The 21,952-nt window shown below is 69.0% G+C and carries 22 protein-coding genes; 14 read left to right on the forward strand and 8 right to left on the reverse strand.

Annotated features, from left to right (window positions below; genetic code table 11):
* From E4O86_RS16780 to E4O86_RS16790, 3 genes are all read right to left on the reverse strand, one after another.
* A partial coding sequence (locus E4O86_RS16780) for an FAD binding domain-containing protein (RefSeq protein ID WP_161141705.1) occupies window positions 1-693 on the reverse strand: 693 nt, incomplete at its 3' end.
* Window positions 690-3,047, reverse strand: a complete 2,358-nt coding sequence (locus tag E4O86_RS16785) for a xanthine dehydrogenase family protein molybdopterin-binding subunit (protein ID WP_161141706.1) — start codon at window positions 3,045-3,047, stop codon at window positions 690-692. The genes E4O86_RS16785 and E4O86_RS16780, both read right to left, overlap by 4 nt.
* A 30-nt stretch (window positions 3,048-3,077) precedes the next feature.
* Window positions 3,078-4,508 carry a UbiD family decarboxylase gene (locus E4O86_RS16790; protein ID WP_161141707.1) on the reverse strand — a complete coding sequence of 477 codons (1,431 nt, stop codon included), beginning with the start codon at window positions 4,506-4,508 and terminating at the stop codon, window positions 3,078-3,080.
* A gap of 854 nt (window positions 4,509-5,362) precedes the next feature.
* Here E4O86_RS16790 and E4O86_RS16795 point away from each other — a divergent pair.
* The 3 genes from E4O86_RS16795 to E4O86_RS16805 all read left to right on the forward strand — a co-directional run bounded on the left by E4O86_RS16795 (window position 5,363) and on the right by E4O86_RS16805 (window position 8,374).
* Window positions 5,363-7,102: a class I adenylate-forming enzyme family protein gene (locus tag E4O86_RS16795; protein ID WP_161141708.1), complete on the forward strand. Its 1,740-nt coding sequence runs from the start codon at window positions 5,363-5,365 to the stop codon at window positions 7,100-7,102.
* Between the two features lie 110 nt (window positions 7,103-7,212).
* Window positions 7,213-7,689 carry an SRPBCC family protein gene (locus E4O86_RS16800; RefSeq protein WP_161141709.1) on the forward strand — a complete coding sequence of 159 codons (477 nt, stop codon included), beginning with the start codon at window positions 7,213-7,215 and terminating at the stop codon, window positions 7,687-7,689.
* A gap of 73 nt (window positions 7,690-7,762) precedes the next feature.
* Window positions 7,763-8,374: a class I SAM-dependent methyltransferase gene (locus E4O86_RS16805; RefSeq protein ID WP_161141710.1), complete on the forward strand. Its 612-nt coding sequence runs from the start codon at window positions 7,763-7,765 to the stop codon at window positions 8,372-8,374.
* A gap of 22 nt (window positions 8,375-8,396) precedes the next feature.
* Here the strand turns inward: E4O86_RS16805 and E4O86_RS16810 are convergent, their stop codons facing one another.
* Both E4O86_RS16810 and E4O86_RS16815 read right to left on the reverse strand, forming a co-directional pair.
* Complete coding sequence (locus E4O86_RS16810; RefSeq protein WP_161141711.1) at window positions 8,397-8,690, reverse strand: antibiotic biosynthesis monooxygenase family protein; 294 nt, start codon at window positions 8,688-8,690, stop codon at window positions 8,397-8,399.
* A gap of 88 nt (window positions 8,691-8,778) precedes the next feature.
* A complete protein-coding gene (locus tag E4O86_RS16815; RefSeq protein WP_161141712.1) occupies window positions 8,779-8,952 on the reverse strand; it encodes a CsbD family protein in 174 nt (57 codons plus the stop codon).
* Between the two features lie 179 nt (window positions 8,953-9,131).
* On the opposite strand from E4O86_RS16815, the gene queF reads away from it, so the two are divergent.
* Both queF and E4O86_RS16825 read left to right on the forward strand, forming a co-directional pair.
* The gene (gene queF, locus E4O86_RS16820; RefSeq protein WP_161141713.1) at window positions 9,132-9,584 is read left to right on the forward strand and encodes a preQ(1) synthase; all 453 of its coding nucleotides are present in this window, start codon (window positions 9,132-9,134) and stop codon (window positions 9,582-9,584) included.
* A gap of 152 nt (window positions 9,585-9,736) precedes the next feature.
* Window positions 9,737-10,084 carry a VOC family protein gene (locus E4O86_RS16825; RefSeq protein ID WP_161141714.1) on the forward strand — a complete coding sequence of 116 codons (348 nt, stop codon included), beginning with the start codon at window positions 9,737-9,739 and terminating at the stop codon, window positions 10,082-10,084.
* Window positions 10,085-10,315: 231 nt separating this feature from the next.
* Here the strand turns inward: E4O86_RS16825 and E4O86_RS16830 are convergent, their stop codons facing one another.
* Window positions 10,316-11,773 (reverse strand): TrkH family potassium uptake protein, encoded by a 1,458-nt coding sequence (locus E4O86_RS16830; protein WP_161141715.1) that lies wholly within the window; start codon window positions 11,771-11,773, stop codon window positions 10,316-10,318.
* Window positions 11,774-12,132: 359 nt separating this feature from the next.
* Here E4O86_RS16830 and E4O86_RS16835 point away from each other — a divergent pair, with 359 nt between their 5' ends.
* The 9 genes from E4O86_RS16835 to E4O86_RS16875 all read left to right on the forward strand — a co-directional run bounded on the left by E4O86_RS16835 (window position 12,133) and on the right by E4O86_RS16875 (window position 20,062).
* On the forward strand, window positions 12,133-13,410 hold the full coding sequence (locus E4O86_RS16835; protein ID WP_246206455.1) for an amino acid ABC transporter substrate-binding protein: 1,278 nt from the start codon (window positions 12,133-12,135) through the stop codon (window positions 13,408-13,410).
* A 94-nt stretch (window positions 13,411-13,504) separates the two neighbouring features.
* Window positions 13,505-14,278 (forward strand): ABC transporter ATP-binding protein, encoded by a 774-nt coding sequence (locus tag E4O86_RS16840; RefSeq protein WP_161141716.1) that lies wholly within the window; start codon window positions 13,505-13,507, stop codon window positions 14,276-14,278.
* On the forward strand, window positions 14,271-15,005 hold the full coding sequence (locus tag E4O86_RS16845; protein WP_161141717.1) for an ABC transporter ATP-binding protein: 735 nt from the start codon (window positions 14,271-14,273) through the stop codon (window positions 15,003-15,005). Before E4O86_RS16840 ends, E4O86_RS16845 begins: the two co-directional genes overlap by 8 nt.
* A 12-nt stretch (window positions 15,006-15,017) precedes the next feature.
* Window positions 15,018-15,896, forward strand: coding sequence for a branched-chain amino acid ABC transporter permease (locus E4O86_RS16850; protein WP_161141718.1), 879 nt, complete (start codon window positions 15,018-15,020; stop codon window positions 15,894-15,896).
* A 1-nt stretch (window position 15,897) separates the two neighbouring features.
* Window positions 15,898-16,932 carry a branched-chain amino acid ABC transporter permease gene (locus E4O86_RS16855; RefSeq protein ID WP_161141719.1) on the forward strand — a complete coding sequence of 345 codons (1,035 nt, stop codon included), beginning with the start codon at window positions 15,898-15,900 and terminating at the stop codon, window positions 16,930-16,932.
* Window positions 16,933-16,944: 12 nt separating this feature from the next.
* Window positions 16,945-17,721 carry a glutathione S-transferase family protein gene (locus E4O86_RS16860; protein ID WP_161141720.1) on the forward strand — a complete coding sequence of 259 codons (777 nt, stop codon included), beginning with the start codon at window positions 16,945-16,947 and terminating at the stop codon, window positions 17,719-17,721.
* A gap of 116 nt (window positions 17,722-17,837) precedes the next feature.
* The gene (locus E4O86_RS16865) at window positions 17,838-19,067 is read left to right on the forward strand and encodes a cytochrome b/b6 domain-containing protein (RefSeq protein ID WP_161141721.1); all 1,230 of its coding nucleotides are present in this window, start codon (window positions 17,838-17,840) and stop codon (window positions 19,065-19,067) included.
* Window positions 19,064-19,486 carry a DUF1924 domain-containing protein gene (locus E4O86_RS16870; RefSeq protein WP_161141722.1) on the forward strand — a complete coding sequence of 141 codons (423 nt, stop codon included), beginning with the start codon at window positions 19,064-19,066 and terminating at the stop codon, window positions 19,484-19,486. Before E4O86_RS16865 ends, E4O86_RS16870 begins: the two co-directional genes overlap by 4 nt.
* Window positions 19,487-19,507: 21 nt before the next feature.
* On the forward strand, window positions 19,508-20,062 hold the full coding sequence (locus E4O86_RS16875; protein ID WP_161141723.1) for a diheme cytochrome c: 555 nt from the start codon (window positions 19,508-19,510) through the stop codon (window positions 20,060-20,062).
* 42 nt (window positions 20,063-20,104) lie between these two features.
* On the opposite strand, the gene E4O86_RS16880 is transcribed toward E4O86_RS16875, so the two are convergent.
* Window positions 20,105-21,076 carry an NAD(P)-dependent oxidoreductase gene (locus E4O86_RS16880; RefSeq protein ID WP_161141724.1) on the reverse strand — a complete coding sequence of 324 codons (972 nt, stop codon included), beginning with the start codon at window positions 21,074-21,076 and terminating at the stop codon, window positions 20,105-20,107.
* Between the two features lie 97 nt (window positions 21,077-21,173).
* Window positions 21,174-21,952, reverse strand: a 779-nt coding sequence (locus E4O86_RS16885) for a 2-oxo acid dehydrogenase subunit E2 (RefSeq protein ID WP_161141725.1), incomplete at its 5' end; no start/stop codon positions are given.

Raw genomic sequence — 21,952 nt, forward strand, 5'->3', positions numbered from 1 at the left:
CTCGAGCGCGGCCGAGACCGCGTCGAGCCGGCGCGCCCTGCCGCCGGCGCCCGCCAGCACGACCCGCGCCGGCCTGGCACCGTCCCGCATCACGGCGACCGCCTGCGACATGGCGAAGGCGCCGGTCTTCCGGGACACCTTGCCGATGCCGGTGCGCGCCGCCGGGCCGAGCCGCGGAATCTCGAACGCCACGATCAGTTCGCCTGGCTCAAGCGCGGTGGTGTAGACGTCCTCGATGAGGTCGGCGACGGCGAGCGTGCGGCGCCCCGCCGGGCCGGCGAGCCGAGCGACGGCCTCGAGCGCGATCAGGCATACCGGCCAGTCCGCCGCCGGGTCCGCCATCGCGATGCTGCCGCCGATCGTGCCCTGGTTGCGGACGGCGCGGTACGCGATCTTCCGCGCCACCCGCCGCATCAGGCCCTGCCCGGGATCCGGCACCAGCCCGTCCTCGATCTCGGCATGGGTGATCGCGGCGCCGAGCACGACGCGGTCCGCCGCCTCCTCGACCGCGCGCATCTCGGCGATGCGGCCGATATCGACGAGGAGGCGCGGGGCCGACATCCGGAGCGCGAGCAGCGGCAGCAGCGACTGCCCGCCCGCAAGCGGCAGCGCGTCGCCCTCGCCGCCGGCAAGCGCGCCGATCGCATCGTCGACGCTCTCCGCCCGGCGATAGTCGAAAGGCGCCGGCTTCACGGGGCGTCTCCCTGCGCGGCGCGGGCGGCCGCGATCGCATCCGACACGCGCTTCGGGGTGAGCGGCGTCTCGTCGAACCGCGCGCGGATATGGCGGAAGGCGTCGGCGACGGCGTTGGCGACCGCCGCCGGCGGCGCGATGGCGCCGCCCTCGCCCACGCCCTTGACGCCGTATTCGGTCACCTTCGCCGGAATCACCGAATGCGCGATCTCGACGATCGGGATCTCCGTCGCGCAGGGCATCATGTAGTCCGCGAAGGTCGTGGCGAGCGGCTGGCCGAGATCCGAATAGGGGATCTCCTCGAAGAGCGCCGTTCCGATCCCCTGGGCGATGCCGCCCTGCACCTGGCCGTCGACGATCATCGGGTTGATCATCGTGCCGCAATCCTCGGCGACCACGTATTTCAGGATCTCGGTGATGCCCGTCTCCGGGTCGACGGCGACGATCACGGCATGGGTGCCGTAGGAGAACACGCCGCCGGAATCGCTCGGCTCGTAGGTCGAGACGATCTCGAGGAGCGGGTCCATGCCGTCCGGAAGGAGCTCCTGCCGGATCGAGGCCGCGCGCGCGATCTCGCCGAAGCTGACGGCCCCGGTAGCGCCCACCACCGCGCCGTTCTCGAGCCGGACGGATTCCGGCTCGGTCTGGAGGAGATGGGCGCCGATGCGCTTCACCTTGTCCGCGATGGCGCGGCAGGATTTCGCCACCGCGCCGCCGGAAAAGACGATCGTGCGCGACGCGAAGGAGCCGAAGCCGAAGGGCGCCGTCGCCGTGTCGCCGTAGCGGATCGAGATCCGGTCGGGATCGAGGCCGAGCTCGTGCGCGGCGATCTGGGCGAGCGAGGTCTCGTGCCCCTGGCCGTGGTTCTGCGCGCCGACATGGATCACCACGGAGCCGTCCGGCAGGACCCGCGTGCGCGCCGATTCGTAGCCCGGGACGACGCGCGACTTGCGCTTCGTCCATTCGGCCTGGCCGTGGCCGCTCTGTTCCGAATAGAAGGCGAAGCCGACGCCGATCGCGCGGCCGTCCGCCTCCGGCGTCCGCTGGCGCGCGCGGATCCCGTCGAGATCGATCAGCTCGACCGCCTTGGCGAGCGAGTCGTGATAATCGCCGGTGTCGAGCAGAAGCCCGCCCGCGGTCCGGTAAGGCAGCTCGGCGCTGGCCACCATGTTCATGCGCCGGAGCTCGGCCGGCTCGCGCCCGAGCTCGCGCGCCACCTCGTCCACCAGCCGCTCGATCGCGAAGCACGCGCCGGGCCGCGCCACGCCGCGATAGGGCCCCATCGGCGCCTTGCTGGTGGCGACCGTGTAGGTGTCGATGGCGAGGTGTCGGATCCGGTAGGGCCCCGGCAGGTTGCGCGCCGCCATGCTCGCTTCCATGAAGGCGCCGGTCGGCCAGAGCGCATAGGCCCCGGCGTCGATGTAGACGCTGCCCTCGATGCCGAGGAGCTCGCCTTCCGCGCTCGCGGAGATGGTGAGGTCGTAATAATGGTCGCGGGCGTGGACCGAGGCGATGAGGTGCTCCCGGCGGTCCTCGATCCAGCGCACCGGGTGCGGCACCCTCATGGCGATGGCCGCGACCGCGATCTCCTCCGGCATGAGCCGGTTCTTCCCGCCGAAGCCGCCGCCGACATCGGGCGCGATGATGCGCACCTTGTGCTCGGGGAGCCCGAGCGCCTCCGCGATGCCGAGCCGCATGACGTGCGGACCCTGCGTGGAGAGATGGATCACCAGTTCGTCCTGCCGGTGGTCCCAATGGGCCACCACGCCGCGGCCCTCGAGATGCACGGTGGCCTGCCGGTTCATCCGCAGCCGGCGCCGGAGCCGGATCGGCGCGCCGGCAAGCGAGGCCGGATCGCCCTCCACGACGCTGCTCCTGATGAAGGCGTTGTCGGGCCAGGCCTCGAAGAGGCGCGCGCAGTCGGGCCGCATCGCCGCGACGCAATCGACCACGGCGGGAAGCGGCTCGATGTCGACCGCGACCTGGTCGGCGAGATCCTCCGCCTGGCCGCGGGTCGCGCCGAGGCAGGCCGCGACGGCCTGGCCGACATAGCGGACCTTGTCCTCGGCGAGCGGCGGATAGGGGCTGGAGCGGAAGGCGGCGAGCTCGGGCCCGGCCTCCAGCACCTTCACCCAGGCAAGATCGGCGCGCGTGAAGACCCGTGCCGCCGCACCGTCCGGCTTTCCGACGGCGCGGAGGACCCCGTGCGCGACGTCGCTGCGCACGAACGCCACGTCCTGCATGCCGGGGAGGCGGATGTCGGCGACGAAGCGCCCCGCCCCGAGGAGATGCCGCGCATCCTCCTTGCGCAGGAGGCTCGCTCCGATCCAACCGTCTGCGGCGGCATGGGCCATGGGGTCGACCTCAGCTCCTTTCCGCCGGCCTCACGCCTTCGGCAGGTCGCTCTTCCATTTCGCGATGATCCGCTCGTCGAGCGCCTTGCTGGAGCGGGCGACGACCGGGAACGTGTCCTTGCGGTGGAACGGCTTGCAGGCGTTCACGATGACGCGGCCGTTGCGGCGGTCGTTGTCGCCGTCGTAGCACATCGGGTCGAGCGCCGAGCTCCAGCCGCCCTCGATGATGTCGACGCCGTCCCGCGTGTCGACGCGCGAGGACATCGCCCAGATCACGTCGTTGATGTTGGTGGGGTCGATGTCCTCGTCGACCACGATGGTCCAGCGGTTGCAGTAGGCGCCGGCATGGCAGTGCGCGGCGACCATCGCCGCCTGCTTGGCGTGGCCGCCATAGAGCTGCTTGATCGAGACGGTGAGCCAGAACCGGCTGCCGCCCGCCTCGTGCGCCCAGACCCCCTTCACCTCCGGGATGCCCGCGGCTTCGAGCTGGTTCCACACCGCGCCGCACCGATAGGTGCCGAGATAGAAGGTGTTGTCGTTCGGCGGCACGGCCGGGATGGCGCCGAGCAGGATCGGGTCGTTGCGATGCATCAGGGTGGCGATGCGGATCGCGGGCTCCGGACGGCTGCCGCCGGCATAATAGCCGGTCCACTCGCCGAGCGGGCCCTCCTGCACCGCATCGTTCGGGTGGATGAAGCCCTCGAAGGCGATCTCGGCGTCGGCCGGGACCGGGAGCCCGGTCTTCGGCATCTTCAGCACCTCGACCGGCTCTCCGAAGATGCCGCCCGCCGCCTCGAGCTCGCTCTTGTTGTAGGGGATCTCGAGGCCGGACAGCATGAAGATGGCCGGATGCATGCCCACCACGACGGCGACCGGACACGGCTCGCCGCGCTCGTGGTACTTGTTCATCAGGATCCGGCCGTGCTTGCCGGGCGAGATCATGACGGTCGCGAGGTTCGGCGCGTGCGACTGGATGCGATAGGTGCCGCTGTTGATCCAGCCCGAATCCGGGTCCTTCATGATGACCAGGCAGGCGGTGCCGATGAAGGGTCCGCCGTCGAGCTCGTGCCAGACGGGGGTCGGGATCCTGGTGATGTCGACCGCGTCGCCCTCGAAGACGTTCTCCATGAGCGGGCCGCTTGCGACCTCGACCGGCGGGAAGCTCGGCGCCTCGCGCATGTAGGTGCGCCACCATTGCACGAGGTCCATCTCGCCGGATTCCGGCGGCAGCCCGAGCGCGATGTTGATCCGCGAGACCGAGGTCAGGATGTTGGCGAGGACGCGGAAGCCCTTCCGATAGCCGGGCACCTCGTCGAACATGACGGCGGGATTGCCCATCTTCCGCTGGTAGATGTCGACGATGCCGCCGATCTCCTCCTTCGGCTCGGCCCCTCTGATCACCTTCAGTTCGCCGTTCGCCTCGACGGCGGAGAGCCAAGACCTCAGATCCTTGTTCGGCATACGTGAGAACCTTGTACCGTCGACCCGGGCCAATCGACGATAGGACGATGTGCAGCCGGCGCCCGGCACGACCTTGCGAAGGCGCGGCCGGAGCCCGGCTGAAGGATCTCGGCGCGGCCGAACGCACGCCGGCAGCTTCCCCTCCAGTCCCCGGTCCCCGTCCGCGGACCCTGGAACGTTATGGGGTGACCGTACCAAAATCAAGCCACTTCTCGTTTTTGTGGCAAAGCGCGCGGCGTGCTCCTAATTTGGTACATGTCCGCGCATTTCTGGAACATGATCGAGCCCGTGAGCCCGCTCCGCCATGAAACCGCCGCGCGAATCCGCGCCACCCTCGCCCGTCGCGGCCCGGGGAGCGGTTTCGGCAGCCGCGCTCCGGATCCGACACCCGCCGGCCCTAAGGCCGGACCGTGGCTCGCCGCAGGGATCCCGCTGTCGGCGCTGTGGCGTGGGTTCCGGACGGGCCTCGAATTCCGCGCCTCAGCTTGCAGGTGTACCGATTTTGGTGTACGTGCCAAAAAAGGCGTCTACGGGGAGCTCCGGGGAGCTCCGTTGCCGTTCCCGGCGGGACTGGAGCCGGCGGCGGACCCGGGAGTGCCGCCGGCAAGAAGAGAAAGAGGCCCTCGACCCGACATGCCGCACCCCGAACGCGCCGTGCGGCATAGCCGGAGCTCCTGGCCGGATCGAGGCGCCCGACCGGGCGTCCCCTCGCGTTCCGCCGGAACCACCGGCGCAATCGCGGCCGTGCGCGCTCGCGGGCGAGATCGGCGGGCCCGCGCCGGGGCCGCCTCCGGGCGGAAGGCGCAGGCGACCGGCTGCCGATCATTCAAATGGCTTCGAACCAGAGACAACAAATGTTCAATACCGTTCTGACGCTGCTCAGCGCCACGCAGATCCGCGAATATTATGCCGCGGGGTTCTGGCGCGACGACACGATCTACGGTCTGGTGAGCGGCCACGCCCGCAGCAATCCCGACCGACCGGCGATGCGGGACCGGCTGCGCCGGGTGACCTACAGCGAGCTCGTCGAAGCCGCCGACCGGCTTGCGACCGACCTTCACGCCAAAGGCGTCCAGCCGGGCGAGCGCGTCGCGGTGTGGCTGCCGAGCCGGATCGAGGCCGCCGTCGTCATGCTCGCCTGCTCGCGGAACGGCTATGTCTGCTGTCCGTCTCTCCATCGCGACCATACCGCCGGCGAGATCGAGGAGCTGCTCGTCCGCATGCGCGCATCCGCGCTCGTCGCGGAATTCGGCTACGGCGCGGATTCGCACCGGCGCTCAATCTTCGACCGCACCGGCGAGATCGCCTCGCTGCGCTGCGTCTACCGGCTCGAGCCGCTCTCCGAGGCCGATCTGCCAGGCGGGCTCTTCGGCGGGGTCCAGCCGCCCGCCGGCACCGCGCCGGCGCCGCTGCGCTTCGACCCGAACACGATCGTCTATCTCGCCTTCACCTCCGGCACGACCGGCGTGCCGAAGGGCGTCATGCACAGCGACAACACGCTTCTCGCGAACGCCCGGGTGATGTCCGACGACTGGGACCTGAAGCAGTCGACCGTGCTCTACTCGCTGAGCCCGCTCAGCCACAATCTCGGCTTCGGCGCGCTCGTCATGACGCTCTCGACGGGCGGGGAGTTCGTGGTCCACGACCTTCCCCGCGCCGCCAGCCTGGTCGACCGCCTGCTCGCGGTCGGCGCCACCTTCATCATCGGGGTGCCCACGCACGCGATCGACCTCCTGAGCGAGCTCCGCGCGCGCAAGCTGAAGCGCCTCGGCGCGGTCAAGGGATTCCGCATCTCCGGCGCGGCGGTGCCGCCGGTGGTGGCGGCCGGTCTCCTCGAGCACGGCGTCATCCCGCAGAGCGGCTACGGCATGACCGAGGCCGGCTCGCACCATTACACCCGCCCGGACGATTCCCCCGCGCGGATGATCGAGACCTCCGGACGCGCCTGCGACGGCTACGAGGTGAAGATCTGGTCGACGCAGGACCGCAACGTCGAGCTTCCCGTCGGCGAGGTCGGCGAGATCGGCGGGCGGGGCGCGAGCCTGATGCTCGGCTATTTCGACGACCAGGAGGCGACGGAATCCTCGTTCAACCAGCACGGCTGGTTCATGACCGGCGATCTCGGGCGGCTCGATGCCGACGGCTACGTGCAGATCACCGGCCGCAAGAAGGACGTCATCATCCGGGGCGGCCACAACATCTATCCGGCCCGGATCGAATCGCCGGCCATGCGCCACGAGGCCGTCGACCGGGCGGCCGTCATCCCGGTCCCGGACGAGCGCCTCGGCGAGCGGGCCTGCCTCGCCGTGGTGTTCCGCGACGGCCGGGAGGTGAGCCCGGAGGCGCTGCTCGTCCATCTCGACGAGCAGGGCCTCTCCCGCTTCGACATGCCGGAATTCTTCCTCCGCCTCGACCACCTGCCCCTCACGCCGAACGGCAAGGTGCTGAAGCGCGAGCTGGTCGAGGCCGTGCGGCGCGGCGAGCTGCGCCCGGTTCCGATCCGGTTCCATCCCGGCCTGAAGGACGAGCTCGCCGCCGAGACGATGCGGCGCCGGGCCCCGGACGCGGCCGCCGGCGCGGTGAGCCGGGCCTGACGATGCCGCCCGTGCCGGGCCTCGGCGCGGGCATCGACTTGGCGCACCGGGCGCGCTAACCCGGCGCCGCGGCGGAACGCCGGACCGAGACACCCGACCAGGAGAGCAGCATGGCAATGAAGATGACGGGCGAGGTCACCCTTCCCGCCGACCGCGAGACCGTCTGGGAGAAGCTCAACGATCCCGAGGTGCTGAAGGCGTGCATTCCCGGGTGCCAGTCGCTCGAGCGTACCGGCGAGAACGGCTTCGCGGCCGTGGCCAAGGTGAAGGTCGGCCCGGTCAGCGCCACCTTCAAGGGCGCCGTCACGCTTTCCGATTTCGATCCGCCGAACAGCTACCGGATCTCGGGACAGGGCGAGGGCGGCGTGGCGGGCTTCGCCAAGGGCGGCGCGCAGGTCTCCCTCACCGACGCCGAGGGCGGCGGGACCAACCTCGCCTACAACGTCGAGGCGGAGGTGGGCGGCAGGCTCGCCCAGCTCGGCAGCCGTCTCATCGACGGCGTCGCCAAGAAGATGGCCGACCAGTTCTTCGCCAATTTCGCGAAGACCGTCGGCGGCGAGGAAGCCGCGGCCGCAGCCGCCCAGTGAGCCGGTGACGCCCCCCGCGGCCGCCATCGGCCGCGGCATTGGAGAAGGCGCGGCGCGCGGCTAGGGTGAGGCGATGTCCTCCACCCTCGCCCGCTACGAGCGGATCGCCCGCTTCTACGATCTGCTCGATCTCCCCTTCGAGTACGGCCGCTATCGCCGGCTGAGGCCCCTGCTCTTCCGGGGGCTTTCCGGCCGGATCCTCGAAGCCGGCGTCGGCACCGGGCGGAACATGCCGTTCTACCCGCCGGGCGCAGGCATGGTGGCGATCGACCTCAGCCGTGCCATGCTCGCCCGCGCCGAGCAGCGGCGGGCGGCGCTCGGGGCGGCCGTCGAGCTCCGGCAGATGGATGTCACCCGGCTCGCCTTCGAGAGCGGCAGCTTCGACGCGGCCGTTTCCACCTTCCTGTTCTGCGTGCTCGCGGACGAGCTGCAGGAGCCGGCGCTGCGCGAGCTCGCCCGCGTGGTGAAACCGGGCGGCGAGATCCGGCTCCTCGAATATGTCCGTCCGCAGGGCCGGTTCCGCGCCGCGGTCGCGCGCCTCTGGGAGCCCTGGATGAACTGGGCCTACGGCGCCGGCTTCGACCGCCGCACCGAGGCGCATGCCCGGGCCGCCGGCCTCGAGATCGCCGAGACCCGCTTCCTCGTCGCGGACATCGTGAAGATGATAACGATCCGCGCGGGCTGAAGGGGAATGACCGGGCGCTGCGTCAGTCGACGGGCGTGAAGTGCTTCACCGAGACATCCGCGCCGGAAATGTTCCGGTTGTGCCGCTTGATCTCCTGGTGGTCGGCGCTCGCGAGATAGCGCTTGATGCTCTCCTCGGAATCCCACTCCGAATAGGAGATGAAGCCGCCCGGATCGTCCGAGGATCGCAGCAGCTTCTCGGACCGGCAGCCGGGCTGGCGGATCATGAGCGGCGCGCATTCCGCCTTCCAGTTCTCCACGGCGCGCGCGCTCATGTCGGGCGGGACGGTGACGAAGATCATGCGGATCACGGACATTCCGGACGTTCTCCTCGATGTTCTCGACGCGGGATCGCGGGCCGGGCCGGCGGACCTTCCGGTCGTCGGTCCGGCCCCGTCGGCCGGCTCACTTGCCCTTGAGGGCGTCCTTCACGCCGCCGATGGCGTTCTGCACCTTGCCTTCCGCCTGGTCGGCCTTGCCCTCCGACTGGAGCTTGGCGTCGCCGACGGCCTTGCCGACAGCTTCCTTCGCCTTGCCGCCGACATTCTTGGCGGAGCCTTCGATCCTGTCCCTGTCCATGCAAGTCTCCCTCATCGCGCCGGGACGCACTGCGCGCCCGGTTGCGGAGTCAACAATCCGCCCGGAGCCCGGTTCCCGCCTGCGCGATCCGCCGCACGCGCATGCGGCGCGATGGCGGGCGCCCGCCGCCATCCCCATCTGGGGCCGCATCAGGCCAGCGCCGACCGGGATTTCCGACCATGACAGACCAGTTCCACGCCCTCGGGCGGCCCGCGGCCGTTCCCTTCTCGCCGGACGAGGCGGTGCTCGACCGCGTGCCGAACCCGCATCGCGACGCCGATTATCTCGTCCGCTTCACCTGCCCGGAATTCACCTCGCTCTGTCCGGTGACGGGCCAGCCCGATTTCGCCCATCTCGTCATCGACTACTTGCCGGACGAATGGCTCGTCGAATCGAAGTCGCTGAAGCTGTTCTTCTTCTCCTTCCGCAACCATGGCGCCTTCCACGAGGCCTGCACCGTCGGGATCGGCAGGCGGCTCGTCGCCGAGCTCGCGCCGCGCTGGCTGCGGATCGGCGGGTTCTGGTATCCGCGCGGCGGCATGCCGATCGACGTGTTCTGGCAGACGGGCGCGGCGCCGGACGGGCTCTGGGTGCCGGATCCGGGGGTCGCGCCCTATCGCGGACGGGGCTAGTGGTCAAAATCTGACACTTGGTACCCATCACGATCGATGGCCAAACGACCGAGATTGATTGGGAAACCGATCTCTCCTAGACAAATCGGGAACGGCAGGTCGAGGTCGGTCGGCGTCTTGGACGAGCGCGAACAGGAGGAGGTCATGGATCGATGACGGTCACAAGAATCGTTGCCAATCTCAACGCGCCCAATCCAGCAGAACTTGCAAAGTTCTATATGGATGTATTCGGGCTCGACACGCCATTGGACATGGGCTGGATCGCATTTCTTGCGAGCAGCGCGACCCAGAAGATCGAATTGCACGCCGCCTCTGAAGGCGGGTCCGGCACCGAGCTGCCGGTGATTTCGATTGGAGTTGATGATCTGGACACCACGGAAGCGGCAGTACGCACTGCCGGAGCACAGGTGATCTATGGCCCCGCCCAAGAGCCCTGGGGCCTCCGCCGATTCTTCTTCCGCGATCCCGCCGGGAACCTTATCAATGTTGTCGACCATTAAGGGGGCGCCTGGCGCAGCTTCAGCGTTGTTGCTGGCAGCGTCTTCTTTGAGGAAACGACGAAGCAGCTCTGCGTTTTTTTGAGGCGCGTTGTTGGTGCGAGGCGGGCGCAGGACCCGCGTCCACTTCGGGCGAGAAGGCGCCGCTCCCGAGGCGAAGGCGGAACGGCGATAAAAGGGTCGGTAGTCGGCACCTACCTTGCGGGTACCAGGTGTCAGATTTTGACCACCAGCTCAGTCCATCCAGAAGCGCCGCACGGCGAGCACGTAGACCGTCACGAGTTCCAGCCGCCCGAGCAGCATGGCGAGCATCAGCAGCCATTTCGCCGAGGTCGCGACGCCTTGGAAGTTGCTCGCGGGGCCGACCACGGGGCCGAGCCCCGGACCGGCATTCGCCATCGCCTGCGCGACCGCGCTGGTGCTCGACAGGAAGTCGAGCCCGGTCGCCATCACCGCGAGCGAGAGCGCCGCGAAGGTGAGCAGGTAGAGAAAGAAGAAGGCGCGGACGGAATCGTACATCGCGGTGTCGACGCGCCGGGTGCCCTGCTTCAGGAGCACGACCTCGTTCGGCGAGAGCGTGGTGCGGAGCTGGTTGGCGATCCCCTTGAAGAGGATCTGCCACCGGAAGATCTTGATCGCGCCCGCGGTCGAGCCGGCGCAGCCGCCGACGAAGAAGAGCAGGAAGAAGAGCCCCACCGCGAAGCTGCCCCAGGTGCTGAAATCCGTCGTCGCGAATCCCGTGTCCGTCAGCACGGAGGTGACGTTGAAGGCGGCAAGACGGAGCGCCGTCGGACCGGCCATCCCGGCGCCGGCGACGTTCCACGCGGTCATCGCGAGGATCGCGACGGCGAGCACGGTCAGGAATCCGGAGACCTGCGGATCGCGGAATCCGGCGAAGCTCTGCGCCTGCACGACGCGCGCGAAATAGACGAGCGGCAGGGCGCCGAGCGCCATGAACACCGTCAGCACGATCTCGATCGGAACGGAATCGTAGAACCCGACCGATGCGTCCTTGGTCGAGTAGCCGCCGGTCGCGAGCGTGGTCATCGCGTGGTTCACCGCGTCGAAGACCGGCATCCCGGCCCACACCAGGGCAAAGGCGCAGAGAAAGGTGAGGAGGAAGTAGACGCCGGCGCAGAGCTTCGCGAAATCGTAGGCGCGCGGCAGGAACTTGTCCGAGATGTCGGACGATTCGGAATGGAAGAGCTGCATGCCGCCGATCCGGAGCTCCGGCAGCACGATCATCGCCAGGACGACGATCCCGATGCCGCCGAACCACTGGATCAGCGAGCGCCAGAGAAGCAGTCCCGGCGGCAGGTTGTCGAGGCCGGCGATCACCGTCGATCCCGTCGTCGTGATGCCCGACACGGTCTCGAAGAGCGCGTCCACGAGGCTGAGCTTCAGCGAGGAGAACAGCAGCGGCAGCGAGGCGAAGACGCTGAGCACGATCCAGAGGCTGACCGTCAGGAGATAGATCGAGCGCCGGTGCAGGCGCCCCCGCGAGACGCCGCGATTGGCGAGGACGAGGAAGGCGCCGCACGTGCCGGTCGTCACCGCCGCCAGCAGGAAGACCGTGCCGTCGGGGTTGTCGCCGGCAAAATCGACCAGAGCGGGGATCAGCATGCCGCCGGCCAGAAGGCAGAGCAGGACACCGTTCACATAGCTGATGAAGAGGATGTCGTGTCGGGGCATCTCGAAGAACCGGAAGATCTGCGAAGCGATCGGCGGGCGGCTCGGCGTATGGATTCCGCCGCCGGGGCCGGCGGCGGGTCGATCGAACGCCTGCTCCGAACCTCGATGCGGGTCTCGGCGAAGCTGGTCGGCGCGAGTCTCTACTCTCCTCCGCTTCCGCTGGCTACTCGGAACCGGCTGCGAGCCCCCTGCCCTCCTTCTTGCGGCCGACCCAATCCCGACTTGACGCGCCGGGTTTCCGCGGACACAATCCATGCAAACGTTTGCGTGAGCCTCCCGGCCGAGGATGCCCCCGGCCGAAGGGAGAGACGAAGGCCTTCCCTCGATGGTGGGCACGGCAGGCGAAAGGGAGGATCCGGATGCGGAAGAAGGTCGGAGGCATGCTCCTGGCAGCGGCCGCGACCGCGCTCGCATCCGCGGCCCAGGCTGAGGCGCCGATCCGGATTGCGGCGTCGCTTCCCCTCACCGGCAGCTTCTCCGTCAGCGGCGCGAAGCACGAGCAGGGCTATCGGCTCTGCGTCGATCTCATCAACGAGAAGGGCGGGCTGCTCGGCCGCAAGCTCGAGCTGATCCTCGGCGACAACCGGTCGGATACCGAAACGGCGATCAACCAGTACGAGCGCTTCATCAACGCGGACAAGGCGGACCTCGTGTTCGGCACCTTCTCCTCGAAGCTCACCTTCCCGGTCTCCGCCGTCATGGAGAAGTACGGCATGGTGCATCCGGTGCCGGCGGGCGGCGCGCTCCGGATCTGGTCGCAGGGACTGAAGCACGCCTTCTATTTCCAGCAGAACGCCGCCGAGCTCGTCGGGGAATCGCTCGTCGAGATGATCGACGCCCTGGTGCCCCCGGACGAGCGCCCGAAGACGGCCGCGGTCGTGCATTCGGACGACTTCTTCGCCAACGGCATCGCCGCGGGCCTGCTCGGCCGCAAGGTGGAAAATCCGGGCGGCGGCGTGGTGGCCGACCTCGCGCCGGGCTATCTCGCGGATCACGACGTCAAGGTGGTCATGGAGGAGCGCTGGCCGGAGGAAGGCTTCTCGGACTGGCTGAACCTCGCCAATTCCGTCAAGCGTTCGGAGGCCGAGCTGGTGATCGGGCTCACCGCCTCGGCCGAGGAGGCCGTCCAGCTGACCCGGGCGCTGCAGACGGTGAAGGCGCAGCCGAAATTCCTCTATCTGAGCCAGGGCACGCAGGCCGAATATGCCGAGGGCGCCGGCAAGGCGGCGGAAGGCGTCGCGGTGCACACCTCCTGGCATCCGGCCGTGCCCTTTGTCGGCCTGCTCGCCGGCGCGACGTTCACGAACCAGGATTTCCGCAAGGCCTTCGAGGCGAAGTACGGCACCGCGCCCGACGAGGATTCCGCGATCCCCTTCGCCGTCTGCCAGGGCATGGAGCAGGCCGTCCGCGCGACCGGGAGCACCGACAACCGGAAGCTCAGCGAATGGCTGCACGCCCGCACCAAGGAGGATCCCGTGCGCACGGTGCTCGGTCCGTTCAACTGGGACGAGCGCGGCCTGCCGAAGGGGCGCCCGTTCCTGGAGGCGCAATGGCAGGGCGGCGTGCTGAAATTCGTCTATCCGACCGACGAGTTCGAAGGCGTCGCCCCGCTCGTCTATCCGAAGCCGCAATGGTGAGACGTCGCGACCCGATCCGTACCGCCGGCGTTCCGCTCCCCCGGCCGGAGCGGCGGGCCGGGGCCTCCATTGCCATGAACTCCAAAGGCTAGCGATGCTCGAAGTGCGCGGATTGTGCAAATATTTCGGCGGCATCCGCGCCGTCGACCAGTGCAGCTTCACGGTCGAGCGCGGCTCCATCACCGCCCTCATCGGACCGAACGGCGCCGGCAAGACGACCGCCTTCAACTGCATCAGCAAGACGCTGCGGCCGAGCGCCGGCGAGATCTGGCTGAACGGCAGCCGGATCGACACGCTGAAGCCGCACCAGGTGACCCGGCTCGGCCTCAGCCGCACCTTCCAGATCAGCCGGAATCTCGAGGACCTGACGGTGCTCGAGAACCTCGTCGTGCAGTCGCGCGTGCCAAGCTGGCGGGCGCTGTTCGGACCGGCCGTCGCGGAGTGGGAGCGCGAGAAGGCGATGGAGATCCTCGAGTTCCTCGGGATCACCCGGCTCGCGCACGAGGAGACGCGAAGCCTCTCCTACGGCCAGAAGAAGCTGATGGATTTCGGCGCGCTGCTGATGTCCGATCCCGAGATCATCCTGCTCGACGAGCCCGCCGGCGGCGTCAATCCGCGGCTCCTCGAGGAGATCGTCGCGCGCATCCGCGAGCTCAACGCGCGCGGCCTGACGGTGCTCATCGTCGAGCACAACATGGATCTCGTGATGCGGCTCTCCCACAAGGTCGTCGTCATGGCGCACGGCCAGGTGATCGCCGAGGGCGCGCCGAGCGAGGTCCAGTCGGACCCGCTCGTCCTCGAAGCCTATCTCGGCGGGGCGCAGACCCTGCCCGTGGCTCCGACAATGGAGGCGGTCGGCCATGCCTGAGCTCCTCGAAGTCTCCGACGTCGTCGCCGGCTATGGCCGCGGCCCCGCCATCCTGAACGGCATCAGCCTCACCGTCAGGCCGGGCCAGGTGCAATGCATCATCGGGCCGAACGGTGCGGGCAAGTCGACCCTGATGAAGGCGATTGCCGGGCTGCTGCCGGTCAGGAGCGGCGAGATCCGGTTCGGCGGCGAGCGGATCGACGGGCTCAGGCCCGATCAGATCCTCAGGAAGGGGATCTGCTTCGTGCCGCAGGAGCGCGCGCTCTTCCCCAAGATGACGGTGCGCGAGAACCTCCGCATGGGCGGCTACACCTTGCGCGACGAAGCGCTTCTGGAGCGGCGGACCGAGGCCGTGCTCGAGCAGTTCCCGATCCTGCGCGAGCGCGCGCACCAGCATGCCGGCACGATGTCCGGCGGCCAGCAGCAGATGCTCGCGATGGCGCGCACGCTCATCGTCGAGCCCCAGATCGTCATGCTCGACGAGCCTTCGCTCGGGCTCGCGCCCCAGATCGTCCAGCAGATGTTCGAGATCATGCACATGCTCCGCAATCGCGGCATGACGATCCTGCTCGTGGAGCAGAACGCGATCGCCGGCCTGAAGCATTCGGACTGGGGCACCGTGCTCGATCTCGGCCGCACGCTCTTCGAGGGACCGGCGCCGGAGGTGCTCGTCGATCCCCGCATCCAGGAACTCTATCTCGGCCGGTCCGCCGCCGCGGCCGCCTGAGCGGAAGGCGCCATGATCGACATCCTCCAGGTCCTCGTACTCGGCCTCGCCCTCGGCGGGGTCTACGCCCTGATGGCGTCGGGGCTCACGCTCATCTTCGGCGTCATGCGGATCGTCAACCTGGCGCATCCGATCATGATCCTGACCGGCGCCTTCGTGAGCTACTGGCTTTTCACGCTCTACGGGATCGACCCGATCCTCTCGATGCCGGTCGCAGCGCTCGTGCTCTTCGTGATCGGCCTCGTGCTCTACAAGCTCGTCTTCGCGCGCGAGGCGGCGAGCGCGAAATATTCCGAGATGACGGTGCTCCTCACCTTCGCGCTCGCCATGAGCTTCGACGGCCTTCTCGGGGCGCTCTTCTCCAACACGCAGCGCGTCACGACGCCGTCCTACGGCACGCAGGCGATCTTCCTGGGCGATCTCTTCATCCCGACCGCGCAGCTCTATGCCGGCATTGCGAGCTTCGTCATCATCGGCGGGCTGATGCTGTTCCTGCGTTACACGCGGTTCGGCTACGCGATCCGCGCCACGACGCAGAACCGCGCCGCGGCGCAGCTGATGGGCGTCAACGTCGAGTTCGTCTCGCTCGTCACCTTCGGCATCGGCCTCGCGCTCGCCGGCGCCGCGGGATCGCTCGTCAGCTTCATCTTCTCCTTCTTCCCGGCCAAGCACTGGGAATGGATCGCAATCCTGATGTCGCTCGTCGTCCTCGGCGGCATGGGCAAGCTGATGGGGACCATCGTCGCGGCCCTCCTGCTCTCCGTCATCGCCGCCTTCGTCGGCACCTATGCCGGCTCGACCTGGTCGACGATGACCTTCTTCCTGGCGCTGTTCGTGATGCTTCTCGTCCGTCCGCAGGGCCTGTTCGGCGACAGGATCGAGGAGGCCTGAGATGAGCACCAATCTCGACGTCGGAAACGTCCTCGACGCCCGCCGGCAGCACGACAGCTCGCTCGCCCGGGAGAAGCGCGCCGGCCGCCCGCTCTACGTCCCGATCGTGCTTCTCCTCGTGCTGGCGGCGCTCCCCGCGCTCCAGCTGATCGGCGGCTACAATTACGTTCTCCACCTCGCGCTCTACACGATGATGTACGTGGCGATGGCGTCGAGCTGGAACATTCTCGGCGGCTATACCGGCTACGTCTCGCTCGGCCATAACGTATTCTTCTGCATCGGCGGCTATTTCTCCGGCATGCTGCTCGCCTATTTCGGCGTCAGCACGATCCTCACCGCGCCGTTCGCGGGGCTCGCCGCCGCCGTGATCGGCTTCGGCATCGGCCTCGTGACGCTCAGGATGCGCGGGCCGACCTTCATCATCTCGTCGATCGCGCTCCTGATGGTGGCGCGCATCCTGTTCGACAACTGGCACTTCGTGGGGGGAGCGAACGGCATCACGCTGCCGCAGCTGTCGCTCGACGCAAGGTGGATGAAGATTCCCTACTACTACGCGTTCCTCGTCATCGCCGCGGTCACCGTCTACACGTCCTACCGCATCAAGCACTCGAAGTTCGGGCTCGGGCTGCGGGCGATCTCGCAGGACGAGGTGAAGGCCGAGAGCGCCGGCATCGACACGCGCTTCTACAAGGCCTTCGCCTTCGCCATCTCGGCCTTCTTCGTCGGCATGGCGGGGGCCGTCTGGGGCGAATATCTCACCTACATCCGGCCCAACATCTATCTCGTGATCCTCGTCGCCGCGAACATGGTGCTGATGTGCATCCTGGGCGGCAAGGGCACCGTCGCCGGCCCGATCGTCGGGACGGTGCTGCTCGTCCTCTTCAACGAGTTCTTCGTCGCCACGATGGGCGCGAGCGAGCTCAACATCATGGGCACGGGCATCATCATGATGCTCGCGCTCCTCTACTTCCCGAACGGGATCGTCGGCACGCTCGCGCAGAAGAGGCGGCTGCCGCGCTTTCTCGACTGGGACTGACGGAAGGAAGCCATGTCCGGGTTCGTCCTCTACAACGCGCCGCAATCGACCTGCAGCCAGCGCGTCCGCTTCGTGCTGAACGCCAAGGGGCTCCCCTTCGAGGAGCACAAGCTCGATCTCTTCGCAGGCGACCAGCTGAAGCCGGACTACCTCGCCATCAATCCCAACGGGGTCGTGCCGGCGCTCGTCCATGACGGCGAGCCGGTGATCGATTCGGCCGTCATCATCGAATATCTCGACGAGCTGGTGCCGGAGCGGGCGCCGTTCCGGCCGAAGAGCCTGCTCGGCATCGCCCGCATGCGCTCGATGATGCGCTTCATCGACGAGGTGCCGACCCCGGCCGTGCGAGTGCCGTCCTACAATCTCGCCTTCCTGCCCCACTTCCAGTCCATGTCCGAGGCGGAGTTCCAGGCGCTCGCCGATTCCAAGCCGCTCCGGCGCGAATTCCTGCTGCGCATGGGCCGCACGGGATTTCCCCAGGCCGACATGGATGAGGCGATCGGACGCCTTTACCGCGCGGTCGTCCGCATGGACGAGTGGATCGGGGCGAGCGGCGGGCCCTTCCTGATGGGCGAAGCCATCACGCTCGCCGACGTCGCGATCATGCCGGTGATCGTCCGCATGGACGACATCAATCTCGCAAGCCACTGGGACGAGCGGCCGTCGATCGCGCGCTGGCTGGACGCGATCCGCAGCCATCCGGCCTTCCAGCCGACCTATTATTTCGGCTCGCTCCTCACCGAGAAATATCCCCACCTCGCCGAAGGCAAGCTCCGCAAGGCGAGCTGAACCGCGGCGCCAAGGCGCGCATCGGCGCGGAAGCAGCCGCCACCCTCCGGACCTGACGGGACGCTGACGAAAGGCATCAGCGAGCGGTCAGTCCGCCCGGACGACACTTCCGGGCGATGCGACCCCAGCCGACACCATCGCCCGCGCCCTTCGCCGCCAGGCCGGTTCCGACCGGTGACCCCGGTGGTCACGATAGGGGCGCGGCTACGGACGCGGCTATCAACGGGCAGCCCGCCCGCACCACGATCGCGGTCTGGGATCCCTTCGTCCGCATCTTCCACTGGATGCTCGCCACAGCCGTCGCCGCGGCGCTCACGACCGGCCTCCTCCTGCCGGCGACCTGGACCCGCCTCCACATAGCGGCCGGCACCCTAGCGGCGGCGCTCGTCGCGGCCCGGATCGTCTGGGGCTTCCTCGGGCCGCACTTCGCCCGCTTCGCCACCTTCGTCGGCGGCCCGGCAACCGTTCTCCGATACACGCGCGAGCTGATCGGCCGCCGCGCCGGCCGGCATCTCGGCCACAATCCGCTCGGCGGGGCGATGATCGTCGCGCTGTTGGCGCTCCTGATCGCCATCACGGCGACCGGAACCGCCGCGCTCGGAGGCGTCCTGAAGGCCGGTCCGCTCGCCTTCGCCACCAGCTATGCCGCCGGGTCGGCGGCGCGCGAGATCCACGGGCTCCTCGCCTACGCGCTGCTCGCGCTGATCGCGCTGCATGTGGCGGGCGTCCTCTTCGAGAGCCGCCGCACCCGGGAAGACCTCGTCGGCGCCATGATCCACGGGCGCAAGCGCGGCATGCCAGGGGCCGGCAGTGCCCGGAGCGCCCAAGCGAGGCCGGTCCTCGCGGCCGGGATCGTCGCGGCAATCCTCGCCGGCTCGACCCTCGTTTCCGCGGCGCTCTCGCAGCGGCCGGCCGCGGGTGTCCCGACCGCCCCGCTCGATCCGGCCTATGCGGAGGAATGCGGCGCCTGCCACATCCCCTACCATCCGAGCCTCGCCCCGGCCGCCGTCTGGACGGCGCTGATGAACGGGCTCTCCGATCATTTCGGCGAGGACGCCTCGCTCGATCCGGCGACGACGCGGGCGATGCGTGACTATCTCGTGGCCAATGCCGCCGAGGCCTACGACACCCGCGCGGCCAACGTCTTCCGCAGGCGCGCCGCCGACGATCCGCTCCGCCTGACCGCCACGCCGTTCTGGCGACGCCGCCACGCCGAAATCCCGGCGGCGGTCTTCGCGTCGCCCCCGGTCGGCGGCGAGGGCAATTGCGCCGCCTGCCATGCCGACGCGGCGACAGGCCGCTTCGCGCCGGCGGCGATCACCATCCCGAAGGAGACGACGTCATGAGAGCCACCCCCCGGAGCACATTTGCCGCCGGCCTTTTCGCCGTGGCCGCGGCGACGGGACCGGCCGCGGCCGGGCCGGCGCAGCAGGCGATCCTCGACCATTACGCGGCGGAGGCGAAGGCGGCCGGAGCGCCCTCCGCCTTCTCGGCGGCGCGCGGAGAGGCCTTCTTCCGCGCGAAGCACGGCGTGAGCGCCGAAAGCCCGTCCTGCAGCGCCTGCCACACGGCCGACCCGCGCAATCCCGGCCGGACCCGCGCCGGCAAGCCGATCGAGCCGATGGCGGTATCGGCGGTGCCGACCCGGTTCACGGATCTCGCCGAGGTGGAGAAATGGTTCCGGCGGAACTGCAACACCGTGCTCGGGCGGGCATGCACGCCGGCGGAAAAGGGCGATTTCGTCGCCTTCATGGCCTCGCGATAGCCGGAACGGGAGGAGATACTGATGAAGCCCTACGCGTTCCCGCTGGTCGCGATCGCCCTGGCAGGATGTGCCGTCCTGGCAGCCCAGACGACGGCCGTTCCGCAGTCCGCCGGCGGCACGGCGCGCGAAGCTCCGGCCTCCCCGCCCGCCGGGAGTGCCGATCCCGCCACGGCCGCCGCGCCGCCCGTCACGGGCGGAGAGGCCTTCGCGGCGGAATGCGGCACGTGTCACCTCCCCTACCTGCCGGCCTTCCTCCCCGCCCGCTCCTGGGAGGCGATCACGTCGGATCTCGCGCATCATTTCGGCGAGGATGCGAGCCTTGACGCGGCAACCACCCGGGCGATCACGGACTATCTCGTCGCCAACGCGGCCGATGCGAGCCGGCGGAGCCGCCGCTTCCTGCGCGGCATCGACGCCGGGGAGACCCCGCTCCGCATCACCGGCACCCCCTGGTGGCAAAGCGCGCACCGGGAGGTCTCGGCGCGCCATTTCGCGAGCGACAAGGTGAAGACGCCGTCGAACTGCGCCGCTTGCCACAGGGCGGCCGTCTCCGGGTCGTTCGACGACGACGATTGAACGGCGCCGGGACCGCTTTTCCCGGCAGGCCGGGCAAGCGCCTCAGCCCTCGACCTCGAGCCCCGACTTGACCGGCCTGTTCTCGCTCTCCACCCGGATGCCGGAAAGGAGCGCCTGGGTCTCGAGCAGCGCCGCGAAATCCTTCTCCAGATAGGCGGCCGGGTCCGGCTGCAGCGAGGCGGCCCCGAAATGCGCCTGCAGCGCCTCGCGGGTGGCGGCCGTCACCGGCATGGGCGTGCCGAGCTCGCGCGCCGAGCTGAGGCCGAGGTCGAGATCCTTCCTGAGGAGCGTCGGGGTGAAGGTCGTCGTCCAGTCGAGGTTCACGAGCGCCGGGCTCTTGTAGCGCGTGAAGGTGGAGCCCATCACCGAATTGTTGATGAACTCCAGGAATGCGTGGCGCGGCACGCCCGCCTTCTCCGCGAGCACGGTGATCTCGACGAGGTTCTGGATGACGACGCCCAGCATCACGTTATGGGCGATCTTGCAGAAGCGGGCGAGCTCGCCCTCCCCGACATAGGCCACGCCCGCGCCGCCGATCGTCTGGAGATAGGGCTTCGCGACCTCGTAGATGCTCTCCGGTCCCGAGGCGACGACCGAGAGCTTGCCGGCCTTCACGCACTTGCCGTTCCCGCTCACCGGCGCGACCAGGAATTCCGAGCCGAGCCCGTTGATGCGCGTGCGGAATTCCGCCGATTCCTCGACCGAGATGGAGGAGCAGTCGACGAAGATCCGCGGCATCGGTCCGGAGCTGCGGCCGTCCACCACGCCGGCGGCGCCGAAATAGACCTGGTCGAGATCCTTGCCGGTCGAGACCATGGTGAACAGGATGTCGACATCGGCGAGGTCGGCGGGCCGGTCGGCGATCTTGGCGCCCTTCTCCGCGAGCGGCTCCGCCTTCGCGCGCGTCCGGTTCCAGACGGTCACGTCGTAGCCCGCCTTGATGAGCCGCTCGGCCATCGGATAGCCCATCCGGCCCATCCCGATCCATCCGAGCTTGTGCCTGTTCTCCTGCATCTATGGCCTCCTCCGGCGCGTGCAATCGTTTGCATTCTGATTAACATCAGGCGGTCGGCGGTTCAACCCCGGCCGGGATCGCAACCGCCTCCGCCGCTCAGCCGAAATCCCCGGTCCAGTCGCGCGTCTCCAGGATCGCCTTCACGCGGCCGAGGAAGGAGGCCGAATAGGCCCCGTCGAAGGCGCGGTGATCGAAGCTCTGCGCCAGCACGCCGACCGGATGGATCGCGATCGAATCGCCGCTCTCCGTCTCCACCACGACCGGGCGCTTGCGGACCGCGTCGGTCGACATGATGGCGACCTGCGGCGGATTGATGAGGGGCACGGTGAAGAGCGTGCCGAAGCTGCCATTGTTGGTGATCGAGTAGGTGCCGCCCGAGAGGTCGTCCGGCGACAGCCTGCCGCTGCGCGCCTTCTCGACCTGGCGGTCGATCGCCCTGGCGAGGCCCGGCACCGTGAGTTCGTCGGCGTTGCGCACCACCGGCACCACCAGGCCGTCCTGGCCGAGATCGACCGCGATCCCGAGATTGACCTCGCGCGAGAGCGCGAGCCCGTCGCCCTCGACCCGCCCGTTGACGCGCGGAAAGTCGCCGATCGCGATCGCGACGGCCCGCGCGATGAAGGGCAGATAGGTGAGCGCGGTGCCGTGGCGCTCCCGGAACGCCTGCTTCCTGGCCGAGCGGACGCGCTCGACATTGGCATAGTCCACCTCGACCGCCTGCACGGCCATCGGGATCGTCCGCCAGCTTTCGGAGAGGCGCTGCGCGGTCTGCCGCCGGATCGCGTTGAAGGGCACCAGTTCGCCGGGCGCGTCGCGGACGGGCTGGGGCGCGGGGCGGGCCGCCGGCTGGGGCGCCTCGGCGCGGGCCGGGGCGG

The organism is Propylenella binzhouense (assembly GCF_009866965.1).
GTDB lineage: Bacteria > Pseudomonadota > Alphaproteobacteria > Rhizobiales > Afifellaceae > Propylenella > Propylenella binzhouense.